Annotated in this window: 18 protein-coding genes; 6 read left to right on the top strand and 12 right to left on the bottom strand. The window is 59.2% G+C overall.

What is annotated here, in order from left to right; genetic code table 11:
* Window positions 1–153 precede the first annotated feature (153 nt).
* Complete coding sequence (locus tag EQV97_RS24075; RefSeq protein ID WP_240890215.1) at window positions 154–417, bottom strand: hypothetical protein; 264 nt, start codon at window positions 415–417, stop codon at window positions 154–156.
* A 142-nt stretch (window positions 418–559) separates the two neighbouring features.
* Between EQV97_RS24075 and EQV97_RS24070 the strand changes: the two genes are divergently transcribed.
* On the top strand, window positions 560–3,454 hold the full coding sequence (locus tag EQV97_RS24070) for a ribonucleoside-diphosphate reductase subunit alpha (protein ID WP_122839079.1): 2,895 nt from the start codon (window positions 560–562) through the stop codon (window positions 3,452–3,454).
* Between the two features lie 264 nt (window positions 3,455–3,718).
* On the opposite strand, the gene flgE is transcribed toward EQV97_RS24070, so the two are convergent.
* The 6 genes from flgE to EQV97_RS24040 form a co-directional block, all read right to left on the bottom strand.
* On the bottom strand, window positions 3,719–5,041 hold the full coding sequence (gene flgE, locus EQV97_RS24065; protein ID WP_122839078.1) for a flagellar hook protein FlgE: 1,323 nt from the start codon (window positions 5,039–5,041) through the stop codon (window positions 3,719–3,721).
* A 31-nt stretch (window positions 5,042–5,072) separates the two neighbouring features.
* Window positions 5,073–5,798 carry a flagellar hook assembly protein FlgD gene (flgD, locus tag EQV97_RS24060; protein WP_045061802.1) on the bottom strand — a complete coding sequence of 242 codons (726 nt, stop codon included), beginning with the start codon at window positions 5,796–5,798 and terminating at the stop codon, window positions 5,073–5,075.
* Between the two features lie 15 nt (window positions 5,799–5,813).
* Window positions 5,814–6,257: a flagellar basal body rod protein FlgC gene (gene flgC / locus EQV97_RS24055; RefSeq protein ID WP_045061803.1), complete on the bottom strand. Its 444-nt coding sequence runs from the start codon at window positions 6,255–6,257 to the stop codon at window positions 5,814–5,816.
* A 3-nt stretch (window positions 6,258–6,260) separates the two neighbouring features.
* On the bottom strand, window positions 6,261–6,668 hold the full coding sequence (flgB, locus tag EQV97_RS24050; protein WP_045061804.1) for a flagellar basal body rod protein FlgB: 408 nt from the start codon (window positions 6,666–6,668) through the stop codon (window positions 6,261–6,263).
* Between the two features lie 254 nt (window positions 6,669–6,922).
* Window positions 6,923–7,750: a protein-glutamate O-methyltransferase CheR gene (gene cheR, locus EQV97_RS24045; protein ID WP_045061805.1), complete on the bottom strand. Its 828-nt coding sequence runs from the start codon at window positions 7,748–7,750 to the stop codon at window positions 6,923–6,925.
* A gap of 46 nt (window positions 7,751–7,796) precedes the next feature.
* Complete coding sequence (locus EQV97_RS24040; RefSeq protein ID WP_045061806.1) at window positions 7,797–8,729, bottom strand: chemotaxis protein CheV; 933 nt, start codon at window positions 8,727–8,729, stop codon at window positions 7,797–7,799.
* 84 nt (window positions 8,730–8,813) lie between these two features.
* Between EQV97_RS24040 and flgA the strand changes: the two genes are divergently transcribed.
* The 4 genes from flgA to EQV97_RS24020 all read left to right on the top strand — a co-directional run bounded on the left by flgA (window position 8,814) and on the right by EQV97_RS24020 (window position 11,434).
* Window positions 8,814–9,575, top strand: coding sequence for a flagellar basal body P-ring formation chaperone FlgA (flgA, locus tag EQV97_RS24035; RefSeq protein WP_240890214.1), 762 nt, complete (start codon window positions 8,814–8,816; stop codon window positions 9,573–9,575).
* A gap of 177 nt (window positions 9,576–9,752) precedes the next feature.
* On the top strand, window positions 9,753–10,079 hold the full coding sequence (gene flgM / locus EQV97_RS24030; protein ID WP_122839076.1) for a flagellar biosynthesis anti-sigma factor FlgM: 327 nt from the start codon (window positions 9,753–9,755) through the stop codon (window positions 10,077–10,079).
* Between the two features lie 48 nt (window positions 10,080–10,127).
* On the top strand, window positions 10,128–10,595 hold the full coding sequence (locus EQV97_RS24025; protein ID WP_225570874.1) for a flagellar protein FlgN: 468 nt from the start codon (window positions 10,128–10,130) through the stop codon (window positions 10,593–10,595).
* A 92-nt stretch (window positions 10,596–10,687) separates the two neighbouring features.
* Window positions 10,688–11,434, top strand: coding sequence for a flagellar brake protein (locus EQV97_RS24020; protein WP_122839074.1), 747 nt, complete (start codon window positions 10,688–10,690; stop codon window positions 11,432–11,434).
* Window positions 11,435–11,498: 64 nt separating this feature from the next.
* Here the strand turns inward: EQV97_RS24020 and EQV97_RS24015 are convergent, their stop codons facing one another.
* The 4 genes from EQV97_RS24015 to EQV97_RS24000 all read right to left on the bottom strand — a co-directional run bounded on the left by EQV97_RS24015 (window position 11,499) and on the right by EQV97_RS24000 (window position 16,695).
* Window positions 11,499–12,890 carry an MFS transporter gene (locus tag EQV97_RS24015; RefSeq protein ID WP_122839073.1) on the bottom strand — a complete coding sequence of 464 codons (1,392 nt, stop codon included), beginning with the start codon at window positions 12,888–12,890 and terminating at the stop codon, window positions 11,499–11,501.
* Window positions 12,891–12,960: 70 nt separating this feature from the next.
* Complete coding sequence (locus EQV97_RS24010; RefSeq protein ID WP_163019411.1) at window positions 12,961–14,202, bottom strand: glutamine synthetase family protein; 1,242 nt, start codon at window positions 14,200–14,202, stop codon at window positions 12,961–12,963.
* Between the two features lie 199 nt (window positions 14,203–14,401).
* A complete protein-coding gene (locus tag EQV97_RS24005; protein ID WP_225570875.1) occupies window positions 14,402–15,094 on the bottom strand; it encodes a HAMP domain-containing sensor histidine kinase in 693 nt (230 codons plus the stop codon).
* Complete coding sequence (locus EQV97_RS24000) at window positions 15,091–16,695, bottom strand: tetratricopeptide repeat-containing response regulator (protein WP_122839070.1); 1,605 nt, start codon at window positions 16,693–16,695, stop codon at window positions 15,091–15,093. Before EQV97_RS24000 ends, EQV97_RS24005 begins: the two co-directional genes overlap by 4 nt.
* A 207-nt stretch (window positions 16,696–16,902) precedes the next feature.
* Here EQV97_RS24000 and EQV97_RS23995 point away from each other — a divergent pair, with 207 nt between their 5' ends.
* Window positions 16,903–21,036, top strand: a complete 4,134-nt coding sequence (locus EQV97_RS23995) for a CheR family methyltransferase (protein ID WP_240890213.1) — start codon at window positions 16,903–16,905, stop codon at window positions 21,034–21,036.
* Between the two features lie 10 nt (window positions 21,037–21,046).
* On the opposite strand, the gene EQV97_RS23990 is transcribed toward EQV97_RS23995, so the two are convergent.
* Complete coding sequence (locus EQV97_RS23990) at window positions 21,047–21,586, bottom strand: hypothetical protein (RefSeq protein WP_240890212.1); 540 nt, start codon at window positions 21,584–21,586, stop codon at window positions 21,047–21,049.
* Window positions 21,587–21,805: the final 219 nt, after the last annotated feature.

The following is a 21,805-nucleotide window of genomic DNA, read 5'->3' as shown; positions in this document are numbered from 1 at the left end:
AAAAAACCACCCGGCTGTATTCGACCGGCAAAAAACCATGACAAACGGTCTGGTCCAGCAGGGTCGCGGGCTACGGGCGCGTTCCAGGTTTCACGCACAATATACGCACAGGTTTATCCACAGGTAGTACGTTGCAACACCCTCAAAAACGCTCTATCTTGTAGCCCGACAGAAAAAAAACCCTACATGTAGGGTTTTGCAGGAAAAACCAAACACAAACCGGATATCAAATTCAAGCGCTTTAATCGCCTCTGTCTGGTTGATTTTTACGTATTTATGAAAGACCAGACCGTGCAAGCGGATGGCTACTGTTTTTGGGCCGAAATCGGCAAAAGCGGTACGGGTGTTGCAGTCGTCAACTGTCACCCAAATGGAATGCGGATCCAGGTTCAAGACCTGGACCCAAGACTTCGGCATGGAAGCGGCGCCCCAATAGCCCCTTCCTGATCTGTCCCGAAGTTGTATGCCCGGCGGCTCGCCGGTTGTAGTGCTTCAGGACAGAACGGTGGGCACCGTGATGGTGCCCAAACAAACATAGAGAATGTGGAGACAACCCCCCATGCAAACCGACACAACTCGCGAGAACCCGCAGGGCTCCTTGCCGCAGGCCGCTGATTCGACTTCGGATCTGTCCGCCACCGCGCCTGGCCAGCTGCGCGTGATCAAGCGTAACGGCACTGTCGTTCCTTATACCGACGACAAGATCACCGTCGCGATCACCAAAGCGTTTCTCGCAGTTGAAGGCGGCACCGCTGCCGCTTCGTCGCGAATCCATGACACCGTTGCGCGCCTGACCGAACAGGTCACTGCAACTTTCAAGCGTCGCATGCCATCGGGCGGCACCATCCACATCGAAGAAATCCAGGACCAGGTCGAACTGGCCCTGATGCGTGCGGGCGAGCAGAAAGTGGCTCGCGACTACGTGATCTACCGCGACGGTCGTTCGAAAGAGCGCGCAGCCCACGCCCCTGCCGAACAATCGGTCAACGCTCACCCGTCGATCCGCATCACCCGCGCCGATGGCACCTTTGCGCCTCTGGACATGGGCCGCCTGAACACCATCGTCACCGAAGCGTGCGAAGGCCTGGAAGAAGTAGACGGCGACCTGATCCAGCGCGAAACCCTGAAGAACCTGTACGACGGCGTGGCCCTGACCGACGTCAACACCGCCCTGGTAATGACCGCCCGTACCCTGGTCGAGCGGGAGCCAAACTACTCGTTCGTCACCGCGCGCCTGCTGATGGACACCCTGCGTGCCGAAGGCCTGGGCTTCCTGGGCGTCGCCGACAGCGCGACCCACCACGAAATGGTCGACCTGTATGCGCAGGCCCTGCCTGCCTACATCGCCAAGGGTATTGAATTCGAATTGCTGAACCCGATCCTGGCCACTTTCGACCTGGAAAAACTCGGCAAGGCGATCAACCACGAGCGCGACCAGCAGTTCACGTACCTGGGCCTGCAGACCCTGTACGACCGTTACTTCATCCACAAGGACGGTATCCGCTTCGAACTGCCGCAGATCTTCTTCATGCGCGTGGCCATGGGCCTGGCGATCGAAGAGAAGAACAAGGAAGATCGTGCGATCGAGTTCTACAACCTGCTGTCGTCCTTCGACTACATGTCGTCGACCCCGACGCTGTTCAACGCCGGTACCCTGCGTCCACAGCTGTCCAGCTGCTACCTGACCACCGTTCCGGACGACCTGTCGGGCATCTACCACGCGATCCACGACAACGCCATGTTGTCCAAATTTGCCGGTGGCCTGGGCAACGACTGGACCCCGGTGCGTGCCTTGGGTTCGTACATCAAGGGCACCAACGGCAAGTCCCAGGGCGTCGTGCCGTTCCTGAAAGTGGTGAACGACACCGCCGTTGCCGTTAACCAGGGTGGCAAGCGCAAAGGCGCTGTATGTGCCTACCTGGAAACCTGGCACATGGACATCGAAGAGTTCATCGAGCTGCGCAAGAACACCGGTGATGATCGTCGTCGTACCCACGACATGAACACTGCCAACTGGATCCCTGACCTGTTCATGAAGCGTGTCTTCGATGACGGCAAATGGACCCTGTTCTCGCCATCCGAAGTGCCGGACCTGCATGACCTGACCGGCAAGGCCTTCGAAGAGCGTTACGAGTACTACGAAGCGCTCACCGAGTACCCAGGGAAGGTCAAGCTGTTCAAGACCATCCAGGCCAAAGACCTGTGGCGCAAAATGCTGTCCATGCTGTTCGAAACCGGCCACCCATGGCTGACCTTCAAGGACCCGTGCAACCTGCGCAGCCCGCAGCAGCACGTGGGCGTGGTCCACAGCTCGAACCTGTGCACCGAGATCACCTTGAACACCAACAAGGACGAGATCGCCGTTTGCAACCTCGGCTCGATCAACCTGCCGAACCACATCGTCAACGGCAAGCTGGACACCGCCAAGCTGGAACGTACCGTGAACACCGCCGTACGCATGCTCGATAACGTTATCGACATCAACTACTACTCGGTGCCACAGGCGAAGAACTCCAACTTCAAGCACCGTCCGGTCGGCCTGGGCATCATGGGCTTCCAGGATGCGCTGTACCTGCAGCACATTCCTTACGGTTCCGACGCGGCCGTCGAGTTCGCCGACAAGTCGATGGAAGCGGTCAGCTACTACGCGATCCAGGCTTCCTGCGACCTGGCAGACGAGCGCGGCGCCTACGAGACGTTCCAGGGTTCGCTGTGGTCCAAGGGCATCCTGCCGCTGGATTCGCAACAGATCCTGATCGAGCAACGTGGCCAGAAGTACATCGACGTGGACCTGAACGAATCCCTGGACTGGGCACCGGTTCGCGCCCGTGTACAAAAAGGCATTCGTAACTCCAACATCATGGCCATCGCACCGACCGCGACCATCGCCAACATCACTGGCGTTTCGCAGTCGATCGAACCGACCTACCAGAACCTCTACGTGAAATCGAACCTGTCGGGCGAATTCACCGTGATCAACCCGTACCTGGTTCGGGACCTGAAGGCTCGCGGTCTGTGGGACGCGGTCATGATCAACGACCTGAAGTACTACGACGGTTCGGTACAGCAGATCGAGCGCATCCCGCAAGAACTCAAAGAGCTCTATGCGACTGCCTTCGAAGTGGACACCAAGTGGATCGTTGACGCCGCCAGCCGTCGCCAGAAGTGGATCGACCAGGCTCAGTCGCTGAACCTGTACATCGCCGGCGCTTCGGGCAAGAAGCTGGACGTCACCTACCGCATGGCCTGGTACCGTGGTCTGAAAACCACTTACTACCTCCGTGCCCTGGCCGCCACCAGCACTGAAAAGTCGACCATCAACACCGGCAAGCTGAACGCTGTTTCCAGCGGCGGCAACCACGGTGACGATTCGGTCCTGGCAGCGCCAGCCGGCCCTGCTCCAGTGCCGAAGGCTTGCGCCATCGACGAGCCGGATTGCGAAGCTTGCCAATAAGCTGAGCCCGTAAGCGCTGAAAAGCGCTTAACCGAGAACCCCCGATCAGTCCTCTGGATTGCCGGGGGTTTTCTTTTGCCTCGTGTAAATGCTTAAAAGATCGCAGCCTCGTTGCACTCGGCAGCTCCTACATTGAAATGCGATTCATGCAGAAACTCTGCAGGAGCTGTCGAGTGCAACGAGGCTGCGATCCCTTGACCGACACCTGCCACCCATAAAAAAAAGCCCCTCTATAGAGAGGGGCTCCTGTCCAGCACTGCACCATCAGGTCATCTGAATAATGGTCTGCATCAAAGTACTTTGGGTCGAGATGGTCTTGGCGTTCGCCTGATAGTTGCTCTGCGCCTTGATCAGGTCGACCAGCTCGTTGGTCACGTTGACGTTGGACTCTTCCAGCGAGTTGGAGCGGATCGTGCCCAGGCTGCCGGTTTCCGGCGAATCGTAGCCTGGGATACCCGACGAGTAGGTCTCTTTCCAGCTGGTGCCGCCTACCGCTTGCAAGCCTTGTTCGTTGGTGAAGCTGGCCAGGGAAATCTGACCGATCGGCTTGGTCTGGTAGTTGCTGAAGTTGGCCAGCAATACGCCGCTGCCGTCGATGGTCAGGTTGGTGATCTGGCCGGTGGCATAACCGTTCTGCACTGGAATCGAACGGGCTGTGTCGGCGTTGTACTGCGTGGTATTGCCCATGGCGATAGTCATGCCATCAGGGTTGGCGGCTGCGCCGTTGGCCGTCCAGACGCCGTCGGTGACGGTGCCCGGCACCCAGTTGGTCACCTTCAGGTCATTGCCGAGAGTCGAGGTTGGCGGTGTGGTCGGCGGAGTCACGGGCGTGCTGATTTGGGTCAGCTTGCCGGCAGAGTCGAAACTCAGGGTCGAGGGCTGCGGAGTGGACAGGCTGCCGTCCATGTTGCGGCCATCGATCAGGGTGTAGTTGTCCCAAGTGTTCGGACCGGTCTTGACCATGAATTGCTCCATGACGTGGGAATTGCCCTGGCTGTCGTAAATCGGCGTGTTGAATTTCTTGCTGTAGGTTTCGGCCTTGGTCGGATCGAACTTGTTCGTGGCGATCGTCTGGTCGATTACCTTGTCCGTGGAGTTCAGGTTGATCGTGGACGAGATCGCGTCGGTGGTCTTCGGCGCCAGGTTGGACGTGTCGATACGCAGATCAGTCAACATGCCGTTCTGGATCTTGCCATTGGCATCCACGCCATAGCCCTGCAGGCGCGCAGTGCCGTCGGTGTTGGTAACGTAGCCTTCGCTGTCGACCTTGAACGTGCCGGCGCGGGTGTAGGACAGCGAACCGCTGTCGTTCAACACGAAGAAACCGGAGCCGTTGATGCCCATGTCCAGCACGTTGCCGGTGTTGGTGATATCACCCTGGGTGAATTGCTGCGACACGTTGGCCAGGCGTACACCGCTGCCTACGGTCTTGCTTCCGGAACCCAGCTTGCTCGCCGAGTAGACATCTTCGAATTCCGCACGTGACGACTTGAAACCTGTGGTCGCGACGTTGGCGATGTTGTTGCCGGTCACGTCCAGTTGTTTGTTGGCTGCAAAGAGACCGCTAAGGCCGATATTGAAAGACATGGTTCACTCCTTTATGCCGGGTTAGTCGGCTTTACATACCAATAGTTTGTACTTTGGACAGGGCGATGCTGCCCAGGCCCGCCAGGTTGAGCATCAACTCACCACCGGTCTGGCTGATGGTTACGCTGTTGACGGTGGCCGGCAGGTTGGTGACCAGGGAAACCGCCTGACTGTCGATGGTGGCCGATGCCGCAAAAGTGTAAGTACCCGATTCGACCGTCTTGCCGGCGTTGTCCTTGCCGTCCCAGATGAAGCTCGCGTTGCCGGCGACCTGGCTGCCCATGTCGATGGTGCGCACGACCGTGCCGTCCTTGTCGGTAATCTTCAGCGTGGCGGCCGGCACGGACGTCGGAATGGCCACGGTGCCCGTCATGCTCTTGGAGGTATCAACCACGGCCTTGTCGCCCGGGGCGATCACCGAACGGCCCACCAGCGACGAGGCCTGCAGCGCCTGCGACGAGTTGTAGTTGCCGGCAATGCCGCTCACGGTATCGTTGAGCGTGGTGATGCCTTCCAGGCTGCTGAACTGCGCCAACTGGGCGACGAACTCGCCGTTGTCCTGAGGCTCGAGCGGGTTCTGATTCTTCAGCTGGGTGACCAGCAATTGCAGGAACGCATCTTTGCCCAGGGCCTTCTTGCCGGCGGCACTGCCGGTGGCCGAGGCCAGGCCATCACTGGTGGTGGAGGTGTTCTTGACGGAGGAGTTGGCCAGAATGTCGTTGAGGCTCAAGCTGCTTGTCGTATCGGTAACACTCATCTGAGTTGCCCCTTATCACTGACCGAGCGTCAGGACCTTCTGCATCATGGTTTTGGCGGTGTTCATCATTTCGGCGTTGGTCTGGAACGAACGACTCGCGGAAATCATGTCGGCCATTTCCTCCACCACGTTGACGTTCGGGTAGTAGACGTAGCCCTTGGCGTCAGCAGAAGGATGGTTGGGTTCGTAGCGCGCTTCCAGATTGCTCTGGTCCTCGACCACGCCCAGCACCTGCACGCCCTGACCGGCCCCGTCCTGGTTCTGGAACAATGAATCGCTGCCGCCGCTCTGCGCACCCTGGAACATGGTGGCGAATACCGGGTGCCGTGCGCGGTAGGTCTGGTCCAGGCTGGACGACACGGTCTCGGCGTTGGCGATGTTACTGGCGACGGTGTTCAGGCGAGTGGTCTGGGCACTCATGCCGCTACCGGCAATGTTGAAAACACTGGACAGGGACATGATTTATTCTCCTCGCAAGGCTGAAATCAGCCCTTTGAATTTGCTGTTGAGCAGGGTGAAACTGGCCTGGAAGTTGACCGAGTTCTGCGCGTAGTTCGACTGTTCGAGCTGGGCGTCCACGGTGTTCTGGTCAATCGATGGCTGCATCGGCGTGCGGTACAACAGCGACTCGTCGCCGCTGCCCAGGCCCTGGGCCTCGATATGCCGGCTGTTGGTCATGTTCAGCGCAAATCCGCCGCCCTTGGTTTTCTCGCTCTGCTCGGCGAGCACTTTGGAGAAGTCCAGGTCCCGTGCCTTGTAGTTCGGGGTATCGGCGTTGGCGATGTTGTTGGCCAGGACTTCGGCACGCTGGGCGCGGAAGTTCAACGCCTGTTCGTGGATACCGAGCGCTTTATCGAAGCTGATGCTCATGTCGGGAAACCTTCGGGTGACCGGATTTTCGTAGGATGGACATAGCAAGCGGCGTGCCAATTGAAAAAAGCCCGTAAACCGGGGCTTTGCGGGCACGGGCCCCGGCGGCAACGACAGAAAAGCGGCAACGGGTTTCCGCTGCCTGCCGCTTTTCTGCCGCTTGTTCGAGTTAGACATCCCCACGTGATGCAAAGCGGCAGGCAAAAAAAAACGGGAGTCCTCCAGGACTCCCGTTTTTTGCCTGCCGCTTTGCATCACTTCGCCTGGTAAATAATCCCAGGGCTGCACTGAACCATCTGGTAATGATCCGGCAAACCATTGAGCGCCTCGGAAGCGCCCAGGAACAAATACCCACCCGGTTTCAACGTACTGTGGATCCGCAGCAGAATGTCCTTCTTCACCTCAGCGGAAAAGTAGATGAGCACATTGCGACAGAACACGATGTCGAACTTGCCCAGCGCCGCATAGCTGTCCAGCAGGTTGAACGAGCGAAACTCCACCCGGCTCTTGATGGGCGCCTTGATGGCCCAGCGCCCCGGCCCTTTCGGGTCGAAATAGCGCTGCAAACGTTCCGGCGACAGGCCGCGACCGATGGCCAGACTGTCGTACTCGCCCGTCTTGCAGTTGGTCAGCATGGTGCCGGAAAGGTCGGTGGCAACGATCTGCACCCCCATCTTCAACTGACCCAGGTTGACCCGCTCGAATTCATCGATCGACATCGACAACGAGTACGGTTCCTGCCCCGACGAACAGGCAGCCGACCAGATCCGCAGGCGCTGGCCAGGAGCGGCTTTGATCGCTTCCGGCAGCACCTTGTTCTTCAGCACTTCAAACGGATAAGTGTCACGAAACCACAAGGTTTCGTTGGTCGTCATGGCATCGACCACCATCTCGCGCAGACCACTGCGCGGTTGGGTCTGGATGCGCTGGACCAGCTCCCCCAGGGACTTGATGCCTTGCTGCTCCATCAGTTTGTTGAGGCGGCTGGACACCAGGTACTGCTTGTTTTCACCGAGCAAAATGCCACAGGCTTTTTCCAGGAATACCCGGAACTGTTCGAAATCCAAATTACCCGTAGACAATGGTGCCGCCTCTTAACTCGTATTGATCGCCAGGAGCAAAAGGCCCCTAGCTGATATCTGCTGCTTTGATCCGGTCGACTACCCGGGATGCCAGGTCATCAGGACGGAATTTGGCCAGGAAGTCATCGGCACCGACTTTCTTGACCATCGCCTGATTGAACACACCCGACAACGAAGTATGCAGGATGATATGAAGCTTTTGCATGCGTGGGTCGCTGCGGATCTCGGCGGTCAGGGTGTAGCCGTCCATTTCCGGCATCTCGATGTCGGAAATCATCATCAGGAACTCTTCTTCCGGCTTCTTCCCTTCGTCCACCAGCTTGCGCAGGTAATCCAGGGCCTGCCGACCGTCGTTCAACGCCACGACTTCAACGCCGACCGTCTGTAGACAACGCGATACCTGCTTGCGTGCCACGGACGAGTCATCAACCGTCAGCACCCGCAAAGACAGGGCCTTGTGCTGGGTCTCGACGTCCACCACACCAACGGAAATCGCTTCCGGCGTGGGTGCCACTTCCGCCAGCACTTTCTCCACGTCGATGATTTCGACCAACTGATTGTCGACCCGGGTCACAGCCGTCAGGTAATGATCGCGGCCGGTGCCCTTGGGTGGCGGATGGATCTCCTCCCAGTTCATGTTGACGATGCGCTCCACCGAGCGCACCAGGAAACCCTGCGTCTTGGTGTTGTACTCCGTGATAATCACGAAGGGATTGCTTTGATCCAGCAACCGACCGGCACCGGTCGCCATCGCCAGATCGAGAATCGGAATGGTTGCCCCCCGAATACTCGCTACACCGCACACGACAGGATTGGATTTGGGCATCACGGTCAGCTTGGGGCATTGCAGCACCTCACGAACCTTGAATACGTTGATCCCATAGAGCTGCTGGCCGTCGAGACGGAACAACAACAGCTCCAGGCGATTCTGCCCTACCAGTTGCGTGCGCTGGTTTACCGAATCCATTACACCAGCCATGCCCAGACTCCCTAACACCAACGCTTAAGTGTGTTGCGACGCACATTCATTGCTAAACGGCACGGCGCTTGCTTTTTAACTCTTATGAGCACAGAACCGACATTTTTCCGACGCCTGACCGCACATTTGCACACATTGTTGTGCGCGACGGCGGCTGCCTGCCTGTTTAACGCTGGCAGCCCTGCCCTTGCCGACTCGGTTACCTTGCCTGACATGCTTATCGGCGTGACTCAGGGTTTTCTTGAATTCACCGTGGAAGACTATTTGGCGACCAGTCAGACCGAGGGTCGATATGAAATCGAAGTCAACCAACTCGACCCGCGCCTGCGCATGCCGATGTGCGACAGGGAATTGACAGCCAGCCTGGAAAGCCCGGCCAGGCCCTTGGGGCGTGTCACGGTCAAGGTTCGTTGCGAAGGCGCCTCGCCGTGGACGGTTTTCGTGCCGGCGCAGGTCCGCCTGTTTCGCGAAGTCGTCACCGCCACTCGGCCGCTGCGACGCCTCGGGGTGATCGAACCTGAAGACGTCATGTTGCGCGAGCGCGACATCAGCCTGATCAGCCAGGGCTACCTGACGTCCCTGGACCAGGCGATCGGACAGAAGTTGACCCGACCAATGGTCGCCGATCAGTTGGTCACCCTGGTGAACATCGAACAGGCGCAAGTCATCAGCAAGGGTGACCAGGTGGTGATCACCGCCCGCAGCGGCACGCTCAGCGTACGCATGCCCGGCGAGGCACTGTCCAATGGCGGGTTGCGCGATCAGATACGCGTGAAAAACCTCAACTCCCAGCGAGTCATCAAGGCGCAAGTGATCGCGCCCGGCCAGGTGGAAGTCGCCATGTAGAGGCCAGGCCTTGCAAGCAGCCGCTTGAAGAGATGGCGCACCCTGCGACTGTTCCCTAAACTAGGGTGTGCAGGGGCCAGCGCTGACGCGCGCAAGCTCATTGATAAATGGGCCTAAAGTTTTCTCGGGTATGGCCGAAAACATGGCAAGCGTCCAAATACCCAGAGGTTTTTTATCATGGTCATCGACTTCAACCGATTAAACAGCTCTCCGTCACTTACGGGCAGTACACGTACCAGCGCCAGCAAGGAAGCGGCTGAAAATGCCAAGGCTGCGCCGCTGAATACCCCGGCACCGGAAGCCACTACAGTGAAAAGCGGAGAATCGGTACATCTCAGTAATGAGGCCCAGCAGTTGCAGAAGGTCACTGACAAGCTGCGCGATCAGCCTGAAGTCGACAAAGCCCGCGTGGCCGAGTTGAAAGCAGCGATTGCCGATGGCAGCTATAAAGTCGACAGCAACCGCGTAGCCAGCAAACTGCTCAACTTCGAAGCCCAGCGCTAGGCTCCGGTCTGCGCCAGGCTTTTGGACGCTTAAAACCCAAGGCCAGCCATGCACGATACCCAATTACTGCAACTGATCATCGACGACTTTGCCCCAGCGCAACAATTGCTCGAGCTACTGCAAACCGAGTCCCTCGCCTTGCATGGTCGCGACATGCGCCTGCTCGAGGACATTCTGGCGCGCAAGCAGGCACTGATCATTTTGCTGGAACAGCATGGCCGCAAGCGCAGCGAAATCCTTGCCAGCCTCAACCTGCCGCTCAACCGACAGGGGCTGGAGCAGCTGGCCAGCCAGTCAAGCGTCGGCGAGCGCCTGTTGTCGCAAAGTGATGTGCTGACCGACCTCCTGGCCCAGTGTCAGGACGCCAACGTGCACAATGGCCGGTCCATCATGATGCAACAGGCCGCCACGGCCACCCAGCTGAAAATCCTTCATGGCGGCGACACACCCGCGCTGTACGACGCGCGCGGTTCAACCTCCACCCTGGCGAAACGGGGTCCCCTCAGTCAGGCCTGAACCTGACATCGAGCCCGCACTATCAAGACGAGAAACATGCTGGCAAAATGCCGGCAAGCAGCTGTCAAATTTTGTCTGGAGATTGATGAACCGTGTTCAATGCCTCAAGCGCGGATGATGCTCCGCAGCCACCCAAGGTGCTCACCACGCCCCTTGAGATCTCCGGCACCCTACGTCAGCTGCAAGACAGCCACGACCCGCTGATCATCACGTTTCACGAGCGCACCCAACGCTTCCAGAGTTATCTGGTGGGTATCGACCGTGACAACGGCACCATGGCCCTGGACGAAATGATCCCCCGTGACGGCGAGCGTTTCCTGCTGGCGGGCGAGCCGTTCAAGGTCGAAGGCTTTCACGATGGCGTGCGAATCGCCTGGGAAAGCAACGGCGCGCTGACCATCGACGAAACCGGTGGCAGCCGCTGCTATCATGGCCCCCTGCCGGACGAAGTGGTTTACCACCAGCGCCGCAACGCCTTCCGCGCGGCATTGAAGCTGGCGCAACTGGTGGACGTCGACCTGGACGGTGAAAAGCTCAAGGCGCCGATCAAGGGCAAATTGCTGGACATCTCCGCCACCGGCTGCAAATTGCGTTTCGACGGTGACATCGGCGGCAACCTGCAACTGGGCCAGGTCTATGACCGTTTCATGGCTGCCCTGCCGTTCGGCAAAATGACTGCCCCGGTTGAACTGCGTTACCTGCATTTCGAAGAGAAAATTTCCACCACCTTTGCCGGCGTGCGCTTTCACAACATGAGCGGCCTGGTACAGCGCCAGGTCGAGCGCTTTGTCTATCAGCTGCAGCGCGAAGCCCGCCGATTCGATAAAGACGATCTCTGATACAGGCGCCAATAAAAAACGGGCAGTCCCTTGCGGTGACTGCCCGTTTTTTTATGCGCCGAACTTAAGGACGCGCCTCGGTAAAGCTCTGTTCACGCCCCTCATCCGGGTCATCGCCCGAGGATTCATCCGTTTCGGATTTGGGCTCTGGTTCCAGCTCTGGTCCCACCTCGGGCTCAGGCTCAGGCGCAATCGGATTCTGCATCTGGTCCTGCACCACCTGCTCATCCACCCGCGGATCGAGCGCCGCTACCAATGGCGAACTCGACATGCTGTCCGGCATCGCCACGTGATGCAGCGGCGCGTCGTCGACCTGGTGCAGGTTGGTCACCGCTTTCGGGCGGATTCGCCACACCAGCACCAGCGCGAAAAAGCTGAAAAACGCATACAGCATCTGGCTGCCGAACAGCTTCATCAAGACCCCTGCCACCAATGGCCCGATACTCGCACCCACGCCATAGGTCACCAGCAGCATCGCGGTCAGGGAGACCCGGCGATCACCTTCGACGTGGTCATTGGAGAAGGCCACAGCCAATGGATACAGGCAGAACTGCACCAGCGAGCAGAAGAACCCGGCGATGAACAGCACCTCCAGCGGCACTTGCTTGAGGATCGCCAACGGCAACGCGGCCACCGCCAGGCTGAACGCAAAGCAGCGGATCAACAGCGCCCGGTCATAGCGATCGGACAGCCAGCCCAGCGGCCACTGCACCAGCAGGCCGGCAAAAATGCAACTACCCATGAACAGACCGACCTGCTCGGTGGACAGCCCTTGCTGCGAGGCATACAGCGGCGCCAGGCCGTAGAACGAACCGACGATCAGGCCCGCGCCCAGCACCGTGCTGAGTGACTGCGGCACCCGCTTGATGAAGAACCGTGGCTCCATGGGCGCCGGATGCAGGGGGGCCGGGTGAATCCGCCGGGTCAAGGCCACCGGCACCAGGCACAGGGCGAAGCACAGGGCGACCAGCATCAACAGCTCCAGGCCCAACGCCGGGTGCATGACCAGGATCAACTGACCCAGCACCAACCCCAGGTACGAGGCAATCATGTAACCGCTGAACACCAGGCCACGCTGCTTGGCTTCGGCCTGCTCATTGAGCCAGCTTTCGATGACCATGTACTGGCACATCATGCCCAGGCCGACAATCACCCGCAGGAACAGCCAGGCGGGCAGCCAGTCGATCAATCCATGACCGAGCACCGCAGCGCCGACGATACCGGCACAGGTCGCATAGGCTCTGATATGCCCGACCCTCGCGATCAGACGGTGGCCGATCTTGCCACCCAGCACCAGGCCAAAATAGTTGGCCGCCATCAAGGCACCCACCCACAGGCTGTCGACATTGTCGGCGGCCAGGCGCAGGCCCAGGTAAGTACTCAACAAGCCTGAACCGATCAACATCATCAGCGAGGCAAAATAAAGCGCTCGAAAGGATTTCCAGATTTGGCGCATCGGCGTTCCGAGCGGCTCCTTGCAGTAAGTGTCGGGCTGTCCGAAAAGATAGCCCGATGGCGCTGATTCGTCAGGCCTGGGCGGCCAGGACACGACGCTCCCAGGGCGTAATTTCGTCGAAGAAGCTGGTCAACTCAAGGGTCTTCGAAGCGACGTAGCCTTCGATGAACTCAGTGCCAAACAGTTCCTTCGCCAATCGACTACGTTTCAGACGCTCGAGAGCGGCATGTAAGGTACAGGGCAACGAAAGATTATCCGGCACCTGGAATTCACCCTGGATCGGCTCGCTCGGTTCCAGCTGGTTTTCAATGCCATGCAGCCCCGCGGCCAGGCTCGCGGCGATGGCCAGGTACGGGTTGGCATCCGCCCCCGGCAAGCGATTCTCGACCCGACGGGCGACCGGTGAACTGGCGGGAATGCGCAAGCCTGCCGAGCGATTGTCATGAGACCAGCACGCATTGTTCGGCGAAGCAAACGGATGGCACAAGCGCTGGTAGGAATTCACATTTGGCGCAAACAACGCGGTGAAATCCGCCATGCCCGCCTGCTGCCCCGCAATAAAATGACGGAACATCGCCGTCGGCTCGCCCGCCTCGTCACTGAACACATTTTTGCCACTGCCGATCTCGACGATGCTTTGATGAATATGCATCGAACTGCCAGGGGTGTGCGCCAGCGGCTTGGCCATGCACACCACGATCAGGCCATGCTTGAGCGCGACTTCCTTGAGCAGGTGCTTGAACAGGAACGTCTGGTCGGCCAGCAGCAAGGGATCGCCATGCAGCAGATTGATCTCGAACTGGCTCACACCCATCTCGTGCATAAACGTATCGCGCGGCAGGCCAAGCGCGGCCATGCATTCGTAGACCTCGCTGAAGAACGGTCGCAGGCCGTTGTTGGAGCTGATGCTGAACGCGGATTGTCCGTCCTCGCGACGTCCGTCCAGGCCGGCCGGTGGCTCAAACCCCAGCGTCGGATCAGGGTTGGGCGCGAACACGAAAAATTCCAGCTCGGTTGCCACCACCGGCGCCAGGCCCAAGGCGGCATAACGAGCGATGACCGCCTTGAGCTGGCCCCGGGTCGACAGGCTCGAGCTTTCGCCACTGAGTTCATCGGCATCACAAATGGCCAGCGCTCGCGGATGCTTGCTCCAAGGCAGGCGATGGATCTGTGCCGTATCCGGCACCAGCGCCAGGTCGCCGTCATCACTGCCGTAGAAACGCGCAGGCGGATAACCGCCCATGATGCATTGCAGCATCACCCCCCGCGCCAGCTGCAGGCGTCGACCTTCGAGGAATCCCTCCGCAGTCATCACCTTGCCCCGGGGAACGCCGTTCAAATCCGGCGTGACACATTCGATTTCATCAATGCCCGTCAGTCGCTGTGCGAGTGAGCGCTGGCCATCGGTTGTCATGACGCAATCCTTGTTGTTGTGCGAGCCACGAAGGGCAACCCGTACAAAATAGGCTCCGCGTGTTCGGAATATCAAGCAGCGCCAGGCAAAAATTACCTCAGGGCAGATAGAGGCTGAACAAACCGCCGCCCAACGGGCCGCCGTTGCCGATCTCGGTGCGCCCTTCCACCCCATTACGCTGGTGCAGTGCAGCAATCCGCGCGGCAAAATACAGGCCCAGGCCGGTACTGCCGGTGGTGTGGTTGATGCCCTGAACATAATTGGCCTGGTGTTCAATCATCTGCGACGAATACCCCTCCCCATCGTCATTGACCGTGATCACCAATTGCCCAGCCGTATCACTCACACTGATCAGCACCGCCTGGCGAGCGTGACGGATGGCATTGTTGATGCAGTTTCCCAGTACCGAGGCGATCAGTTCGCGGTCGAAGAAACCCAGGGGGCTCAACGGGTCCACTTCAAAGGTGGCCATAATTCCGCGACTGGCGAACACGTCCTGATGACAGGCCAGTTGCGCCTCAATGAAATCGTCCAGCTCATGATAGGCCGGCTGCAAAGGCAGCTGGTTGATGCCTATTTTGTAAAGCCCCAACAGTTGCACCAGCATGCTGTTGAGGTGGGCGAACTCGAATTCGATCACACCCTGCTCCGGCGCCTGCCGCGCGGGGGCCGGCAAGCGCCCCAACCATTGGCTGTGCGCCTGCATCAGCATCGCCAGGGAGTTCTTCATGTCGTGCACGGTGGAAGCGATTACCGTGGAAAAGTCCAGTGCCGGGTCGTTGTGGTTCATGCGCCGAACGCCTTGGTTTTCAGTTTCTGGTAGCGCGGGAAGCGCGGATCGGAATCGGGCATCAGGCCAACCATTTTCAGGCAGGTCCGGCACTCGATGAGCTCGGCCGAAGGCAGGCTGGTATCGGTGCCATGCAGCAGTGACTGCGCCATGTTGAGTGCGATACTGATGTTCTTCGGCTGCAACCCCAGGGCTTTGCGAAACACCGCACGGGCTTCCACCAGGTTGCCGGTCTTGTACACCCGCACGCCCTGACGGTTGAGGTCGGCGGCCAGGTTGCCGGAATTGAGAATGGCCGGGTCATCGGTCAATTTGGCGATGCCCTTCATCACCGCCGGATCGTCGCCGTAGATTTCCGCACAGTTCTTCAACATGCTGGCGCCTGCATCGGGCTGTCCGAGCATCTGCAACTGCTTGGCCACCAGCAGCGCCGCCTCGGCGCTCATGAACTGCTCCATGCCATCGAGCCGCTGCATGGCCTGCTCGGTGAGCTTCTCGGCCGTCTCGGCATCGTTAAGCAACAAGCTGGTGGCCTTCATCAGGCGCGCACGGATCTGCAAGCCGGGGTCGGACGGGTTGTCCTTCGCCACGGCACTCAGCGTGGTGTTGATTTCCAGGCGGGTGCGGGTATCCAGGCCTTTCTCGCTGCCTTTACTGATCAAGGCATGGGCCAGGCCGAGATTACTCTCGGCGTCCTTGAAGCGAGACTGTGCACCTTGCGCCACCGCCTGGCGATAGGCCTTGGAAGCCGTCTCGAAATCCTCGTTGGTCATCGCCAGTTTGCCCAACTGCGCCTGCCTGCGAACCGCCAGGGGCGAGAGGCGGATCGCATCTTCCAGCACCCGCTGGGCGCCGCGAGTGTCTCCTTCGGCCGCCAGCACATCGGCCATTCCGTCGTAGAGCGCGGGCATCATCGGAAACGCTTTCAGGGCCTTCTCGTACACGCCCTTGGCCTGGGTGATCTGGCCGCGCTTGAACAACAGCTTGCCCAGACCGGCGAACGCCCAGGGCAACGGTCGGTCGGCAATGATGCTGTCGTACAGCCGCTCCAGCGCCTCGTTCTGGTTCAGATCGCGCAGTGCATCGGCTCTATAGCGCAGGCACAGGGGCGAGTAGCGGATGTCTTGCTTGCACAGGGCAATACAGGCATTGAGCACCTCCAGCGGCTTGCCGCGATCAAGGGCCTGCAGGATCGGCTTGAGCAGGGTTTTGCGCTGCACCAGGCGCTCCAGACGCTGGGCCAGGCCGGAGCGGTTGAACGGCTTGGTCAGGTACGCATCGGGCTCGTGCTCCAGGGCGCTCAACACCATGGCCTGGCTGGTCTCGGCAGTGACCATCACGAACACACTCTCATGACTGATCAACTTCTCGACCATCAAGTCTTCGAGCACCTGTTGCCCGTTTTTCTTGCCGTCGCCCAGATGGAAGTCCTGCAGGATGAAATCGTAGGACTTCTGCGAACACATGCGCAGCGCCTGCTCGCCGGTATCCGCGGTATCCACGTCCTTGATCCCCAATTCCCGGAGCATCGACCTGACCGAGCTGCGAAAGTCCGAGAAATCATCGACGATCAGGAACCGCTTTTGGTGATACGACAGCATCGAGGATTTCCAGGCAGTTTTAGAAAATGACATTGGCCGTCCGGGTTATCGGCCAGATGTGAAGTTCTCTTGAGAGCAGGGATGTGAGCGCGAGGTAAAAAATAACCAGTGCACCGGGAAAACAGGATTATCCTGAACTTCTATCCGGAACAGGCTGGCCCTCAAACCAACTTCCGGCGCGCCGCCCGACTCCGCCTAAGGCAGAACATGACCTCCAATCCCCAGCACCCCGCCTCCAACGCGCCTGCGAGCAAGGCGTTGCGTCCCAGCACCCTCGACTTTGCGGTGGTGGGGATCGGTGCCTCGGCGGGTGGACTGCAGGCGATCAAGCTGTTTTTCGAGAACATGCCCCAGGACAACGGCATGGCCTTCGTGATTGTTCTTCATTTGTCCCCTGATCATCAGAGCATTGCCGACAGGATCATCCAGGAATCGACCAGGATGCCGGTCCTGCAGGTGACGCAAACCGTGCCCATCGAAAAGAACCGGGTCTATGTCATTGCACCCGGCAGGCGCCTGACTATGAATGACGGGCTGCTGGAAGTCAGTGCGGCAGACCCGGGCGAAGGTCGCCACTCACCCATCGATCTGTTTTTTCGCGATCTGGCGGACGTGCACCGTGAGCGCGCCTTTTGTCTGGTGCTGTCGGGCACCGGTTCCGATGGCGCAGTGGGCCTGTCGCGCATCAAGGAGCAGGGGGGTGTCACCCTGGCGCAGGCGCCGCAAGACGCTGAATTCGACGGCATGCCGCGCGCCGCCATCGATACCCACATGGTGGATCTGGTGCTACCGGTCGTGGAAATGCCGCAGAAATTGCTGGAACTGTGGCGCAACTCCCGGGAAATCCGCCTGCCAACCGCCGATGATCCGCAATTGCAAACCATTGCCTCATTCTCAGAGCGCGAGACCGCGCTGACCGAGCAACTGCTGTGCGACATCCTGATTCAACTGCGCACGGGCACTGGCCACGATTTCAAGCATTACAAACGCGCCACCGTGCTTCGCCGCATTGAACGCCGCATGCAGGTGACCGGCCAGCCGGATCTCGCCGCCTATTATCAATACCTGCAGGCCAACCCTGATGAGACCAAGGCGCTGCTGGCCGACATGTTGATCGGTGTGACCAACTTCTTCCGCGATCGCGAAGCCTTCGAAGCGCTGGAGCGCGATGTCGTGCCACAACTGGTCGCCGCTACCGCCTCTGCCCAGCTGGAAAAAGAAGAAATCCGCGTCTGGTCCGCCGGCTGTTCCACTGGCGAGGAAGTCTATAGCCTGGCCATGTTGCTCACCGACCAACTGCAACTGGATGCAAGCAGCGCATCGCTGCAACTGTTCGCCACCGACATCGATGAACGCGCCATCAGCGTGGGCAGGGCCGGCCTGTACCCGCAAGCCATCATCACCGATGTGCCGCCCGCGCGGCTGCGCCACTATTTCATCAAGGAAGACGACCACTACCGGATCCGCAAAGAGATTCGCGAGAAGGTGTTGTTTGCCAAGCACAGCCTATTGTCCGACCCGCCTTTTTCGCAGATTGACCTGATCGTCTGCCGCAATTTGCTGATCTATCTGGATCGCGAAGTACAGCGCGAGATCCTGCAGATGTTCCACTTCGCCTTGCGCCCCGGTGGTTTTTTGTTTCTTGGTTCTTCGGAAAGCGCGGACGCCTGCCAGGAGCTGTTCACGCCGATCGATAAACGTAACCGGATCTTCCGGGCCAAGACCGGCACCGCCAGCAGTCGTCGTACCCCTACCATGCCCCGGGGCGGCTATGTACGCAGCAGTGTCTCCCGGGACATACCGCAGAACAGTGTGCAGCGTAAGTCTTCATTTGCCGACATTCATCAACGGGCCCTGGAACAGTCAGCCCCTCCCAGCGTGATAGTCGACGCCAATGCCGACATCCTGCACATGAGCGAAAGCGTCGGGCGCTTCCTGCGGCATGTGGGGGGTGAGTTATCGCGCAACCTGTTGACGCTGATCTTGCCAGAGCTGCGCCTGGAGATTCGCACGACGTTGTTCCAGGTACAGCAGAGCGGCCTGTCGGTGAAGTCCCGGGAGGTGCCGATCAAGCGCGATGATCACCGTTACCTGATTGGTCTGGTGGCCCATCCCTACCGGGAAGGCGATTCGGACGGCGAGTACATCCTGGTGATTTTCGAAGAGGTGGAAGTCGATCCCTCGCAAATGGCGGCCACAACCGTGCTGCAGACGGAAAGCCAGGTGCTGTCCAACCTTGAGCGCGAACTGCAACGGACCAAGTTGCATCTGCAGGACACCATCGAGCAATCGGAAGTCTCCAGCGAAGAACTCAAGGCCTCGAATGAGGAAATGCAGGCAATCAATGAAGAGCTGCGCTCGGCCACCGAAGAGCTGGAGACCAGCAAGGAAGAGCTGCAGGCGATCAACGAAGAGCTGTTGACCGTCAACTTCGAGCTGAAAACCAAGGTCGAGGAAACCGACAAGATCAACGACTACCTGACCAACCTGATCGCCTCGACCGACATCGCCACCGTGTTCGTCGATCGCAGCATGCGCATCAAATGGTTTACCCCCCGCGCCACCGAAATTTTCAGCATGTTGCCGGTGGACACCGGACGCTCCCTGCTCGACATCACCCATCGACTCGATTACGAAAACCTCGCAGGCGACGCAGCGCTGGTGTTCGAGTCGCTGAACATGATCGAACGGGAAGTCAGCAGCATCGATGGACGCTGGTACATCGCCCGCCTGCTACCGTACCGTTCCAGCGAAGACCATATCGATGGCACGGTGCTGACGTTCATCGACATCACCAAACGGCGGGCTGCGGAAGAGGAATTGCGCCTGGGTGAAGAGCGCATGCGCCTGGTCGCCGAAAGCACTCGCGACTACGCCATCATCACCCTGGATGAGGGTGGTGTGATTACCAGCTGGAACAAGGGTGCCGAACTGATCTTTGGTTACAGCAAGGCCGACACCGAGGGTGCCTATTACGATTTCATCTTCCCGGCGAAGGACCGTGCCGCCGGCGTGCCCGAAAACGAACTTGAGGCAGCCCGTACACACGGTCGCAGCGAAAATGAACGCTGGCACCAACGCAAGGACGGCAGCCGGTTCTACTGCAGCGGCGAAGTGACCTTGCTCAGGGGCGATACCCTCAAGGGCTTCGTCAAGATTGCCCGGGACCTGACCGGGCACCAGCGTCAGAATGAGGCGCAGAGCCAGGAGCTGGCCGACACACGTAATACCAATTACCTCAAGGATGAATTCTTCGCGGTGATGTCTCACGAGCTCAAGCATCCATTAAATCTGATTCAGCTCAATGCCGAATTGCTGCGCCGCCTGCCGATCACCCGAACGGCTGCGCCGGCGGCCAAGGCAATCAATACCATCTGCGATGCCGTCAACAGTCAGGCGCGGATCATCGACGACTTGCTGGATGTGGCCCGCGTCAGGACGGGCAAGCTCAAGCTCAAACCGGTCGCCGTGGACCTGTCCAAAGTACTGCAAGACATCTACAGCGTGGTGCTCAACGAGCAGCACGACGTCACGGTCGAACTGCTGGTGCCGACTGGCGCCCTGTTCATACGGGCTGACCCCACGCGGCTGGAACAGATTATCTGGAACCTGGTGAATAACGCTTTGAAGTTCACTCCACCCAAAGGCCGGGTGCAGCTGATCGCCAGCGAGGCCGGGAAAATGGCGCGCCTGGACATCAAGGATAACGGCGCCGGGATTGCCGCCGAGCATCAGGAGCATGTGTTCGATTTGTTCAGCCAGGCCGAAAAACAGCACGCCACTCACAACCGCGAAGGCCTGGGAATCGGTTTATCCCTGGTCCGCCAGCTGACCGAGGCGCAACGCGGGACGGTTGAAGTGCACTCAGGTGGATTAGGCGCCGGTTGCACCTTTACCGTGTATTTGCCGTTGATCCAGAACGAACCGGGGCTTGAGCCCCAAGCCCACGCCGAAGAAACCACGGGAAGGCTGAGCGGCTTGACCATCCTGCTAGTCGACGACTCGGCAGACGTACTGGAGACCTTGAAAATGCTGCTGGAGATGGAAGATGCGCAGGTCATTGCCTTCGATCGTCCAGTGGAGGCTCTGGATGCCGCCAGGAGCACCTCATTTGACCTGATCATCTCAGACCTGGGCATGCCAGTCATGAACGGTCACGAGTTGATCAGCGCCTTGCGCCAGTTACCTCTCATCAAAGACGTTCCTGCCATTGCGCTCACCGGCTACGGCGCCCATAGCGACATCCAGAAGTCCCGCCAATCGGGTTTCAACCAGCACATCGGCAAACCCGTGTCCTATGATGAGCTGATTGAGACGATCGAAGAACTGAGACGCACTTGAAGAACAAGGGTCAGCGCAGATAGGCCCTCTGAACGCTGACGCGACGGTCGATGGCCTGTCTGAGCCGCTCCTTGTGCTCGGCCCACACCTTGGCGTCGACCTTGCTGGAGCGCATTAACTCGAGCATGGCGGCCTTGGCCGCCATGTACTCCACCCAGGCATCACTGGACTTGAGCTTCAAGATCTCGCGCTCATTCATCTCCATCTGCCGCAGGGCTCTGACCGACTCGTCGGTAATGACCATGCTCAAGGTCAGCTGGGGCTTGTGCGGGGCCACAAACTGGCGAGAGTCGATCACGATCTCCCGCGCGCGTTGAACGCCCCACTTCAATGCCAGGCAGCCCGGCTCAGCGCCTTGCCGATCGTGAAACTCCTCGCGCATCAACCAGCCGTCCGTGTCGTAGACACCGATGAACAACTGCGTGATGCCTTCGAGACTGACCCTGGCCTGCACCTCTATCTGCACTCCATCGCCGAGTACCTCTTCGTGGGTGTGCAGCGGCAACCGACGATTAATCCATAACCAGTATTTGGCGCCTCTGTGTCGCATGGCCGTACTCCATTAACACTGCCTGGAGTAAGGCACACCACTGAATGCCCCGCCAATGTCGGTCGTCGGGCCAATAACTGAGGGTATTTTCCTGCGGACAAAAACAAAACCCCTACCTGCATACGCAGATAGGGGTTTCGGAATTTAATCTTGACGATGACCTACTCTCACATGGGGAAACCCCACACTACCATCGGCGATGCATCGTTTCACTGCTGA

This window comes from Pseudomonas sp. TMW22090 (genome assembly GCF_022496665.1).
Taxonomy (GTDB): domain Bacteria; phylum Pseudomonadota; class Gammaproteobacteria; order Pseudomonadales; family Pseudomonadaceae; genus Aquipseudomonas; species Aquipseudomonas gregormendelii.
The sequence above is the reverse complement of the archived record's forward strand: the minus strand, read 5'-3'. Positions and strand labels throughout refer to the sequence as shown.

What these genes read in the sequence shown, in the direction of transcription:
- EQV97_RS24075 (WP_240890215.1), bottom strand. Translation starts at nt 417, where the DNA reads ATGCCGAAGTCTTGGGTCCAGGTCTTGAACCTGGATCCGCATTCCATT.
- EQV97_RS24070 (WP_122839079.1), top strand. Translation starts at nt 560, where the DNA reads ATGCAAACCGACACAACTCGCGAGAACCCGCAGGGCTCCTTGCCGCAG.
- flgE (WP_122839078.1), bottom strand. Translation starts at nt 5,041, where the DNA reads ATGTCTTTCAATATCGGCCTTAGCGGTCTCTTTGCAGCCAACAAACAA.
- EQV97_RS24010 (WP_163019411.1), bottom strand. Translation starts at nt 14,202, where the DNA reads ATGACTGCGGAGGGATTCCTCGAAGGTCGACGCCTGCAGCTGGCGCGG.
- EQV97_RS24040 (WP_045061806.1), bottom strand. Translation starts at nt 8,729, where the DNA reads ATGGCTGGTGTAATGGATTCGGTAAACCAGCGCACGCAACTGGTAGGG.
- EQV97_RS24015 (WP_122839073.1), bottom strand. Translation starts at nt 12,890, where the DNA reads ATGCGCCAAATCTGGAAATCCTTTCGAGCGCTTTATTTTGCCTCGCTG.
- flgD (WP_045061802.1), bottom strand. Translation starts at nt 5,798, where the DNA reads ATGAGTGTTACCGATACGACAAGCAGCTTGAGCCTCAACGACATTCTG.
- flgC (WP_045061803.1), bottom strand. Translation starts at nt 6,257, where the DNA reads ATGTCCCTGTCCAGTGTTTTCAACATTGCCGGTAGCGGCATGAGTGCC.
- flgA (WP_240890214.1), top strand. Translation starts at nt 8,814, where the DNA reads ATGAGCACAGAACCGACATTTTTCCGACGCCTGACCGCACATTTGCAC.
- EQV97_RS24025 (WP_225570874.1), top strand. Translation starts at nt 10,128, where the DNA reads ATGCACGATACCCAATTACTGCAACTGATCATCGACGACTTTGCCCCA.
- EQV97_RS23990 (WP_240890212.1), bottom strand. Translation starts at nt 21,586, where the DNA reads ATGCGACACAGAGGCGCCAAATACTGGTTATGGATTAATCGTCGGTTG.
- flgM (WP_122839076.1), top strand. Translation starts at nt 9,753, where the DNA reads ATGGTCATCGACTTCAACCGATTAAACAGCTCTCCGTCACTTACGGGC.
- EQV97_RS24000 (WP_122839070.1), bottom strand. Translation starts at nt 16,695, where the DNA reads ATGCTGTCGTATCACCAAAAGCGGTTCCTGATCGTCGATGATTTCTCG.
- EQV97_RS23995 (WP_240890213.1), top strand. Translation starts at nt 16,903, where the DNA reads ATGACCTCCAATCCCCAGCACCCCGCCTCCAACGCGCCTGCGAGCAAG.
- EQV97_RS24005 (WP_225570875.1), bottom strand. Translation starts at nt 15,094, where the DNA reads ATGAACCACAACGACCCGGCACTGGACTTTTCCACGGTAATCGCTTCC.
- flgB (WP_045061804.1), bottom strand. Translation starts at nt 6,668, where the DNA reads ATGAGCATCAGCTTCGATAAAGCGCTCGGTATCCACGAACAGGCGTTG.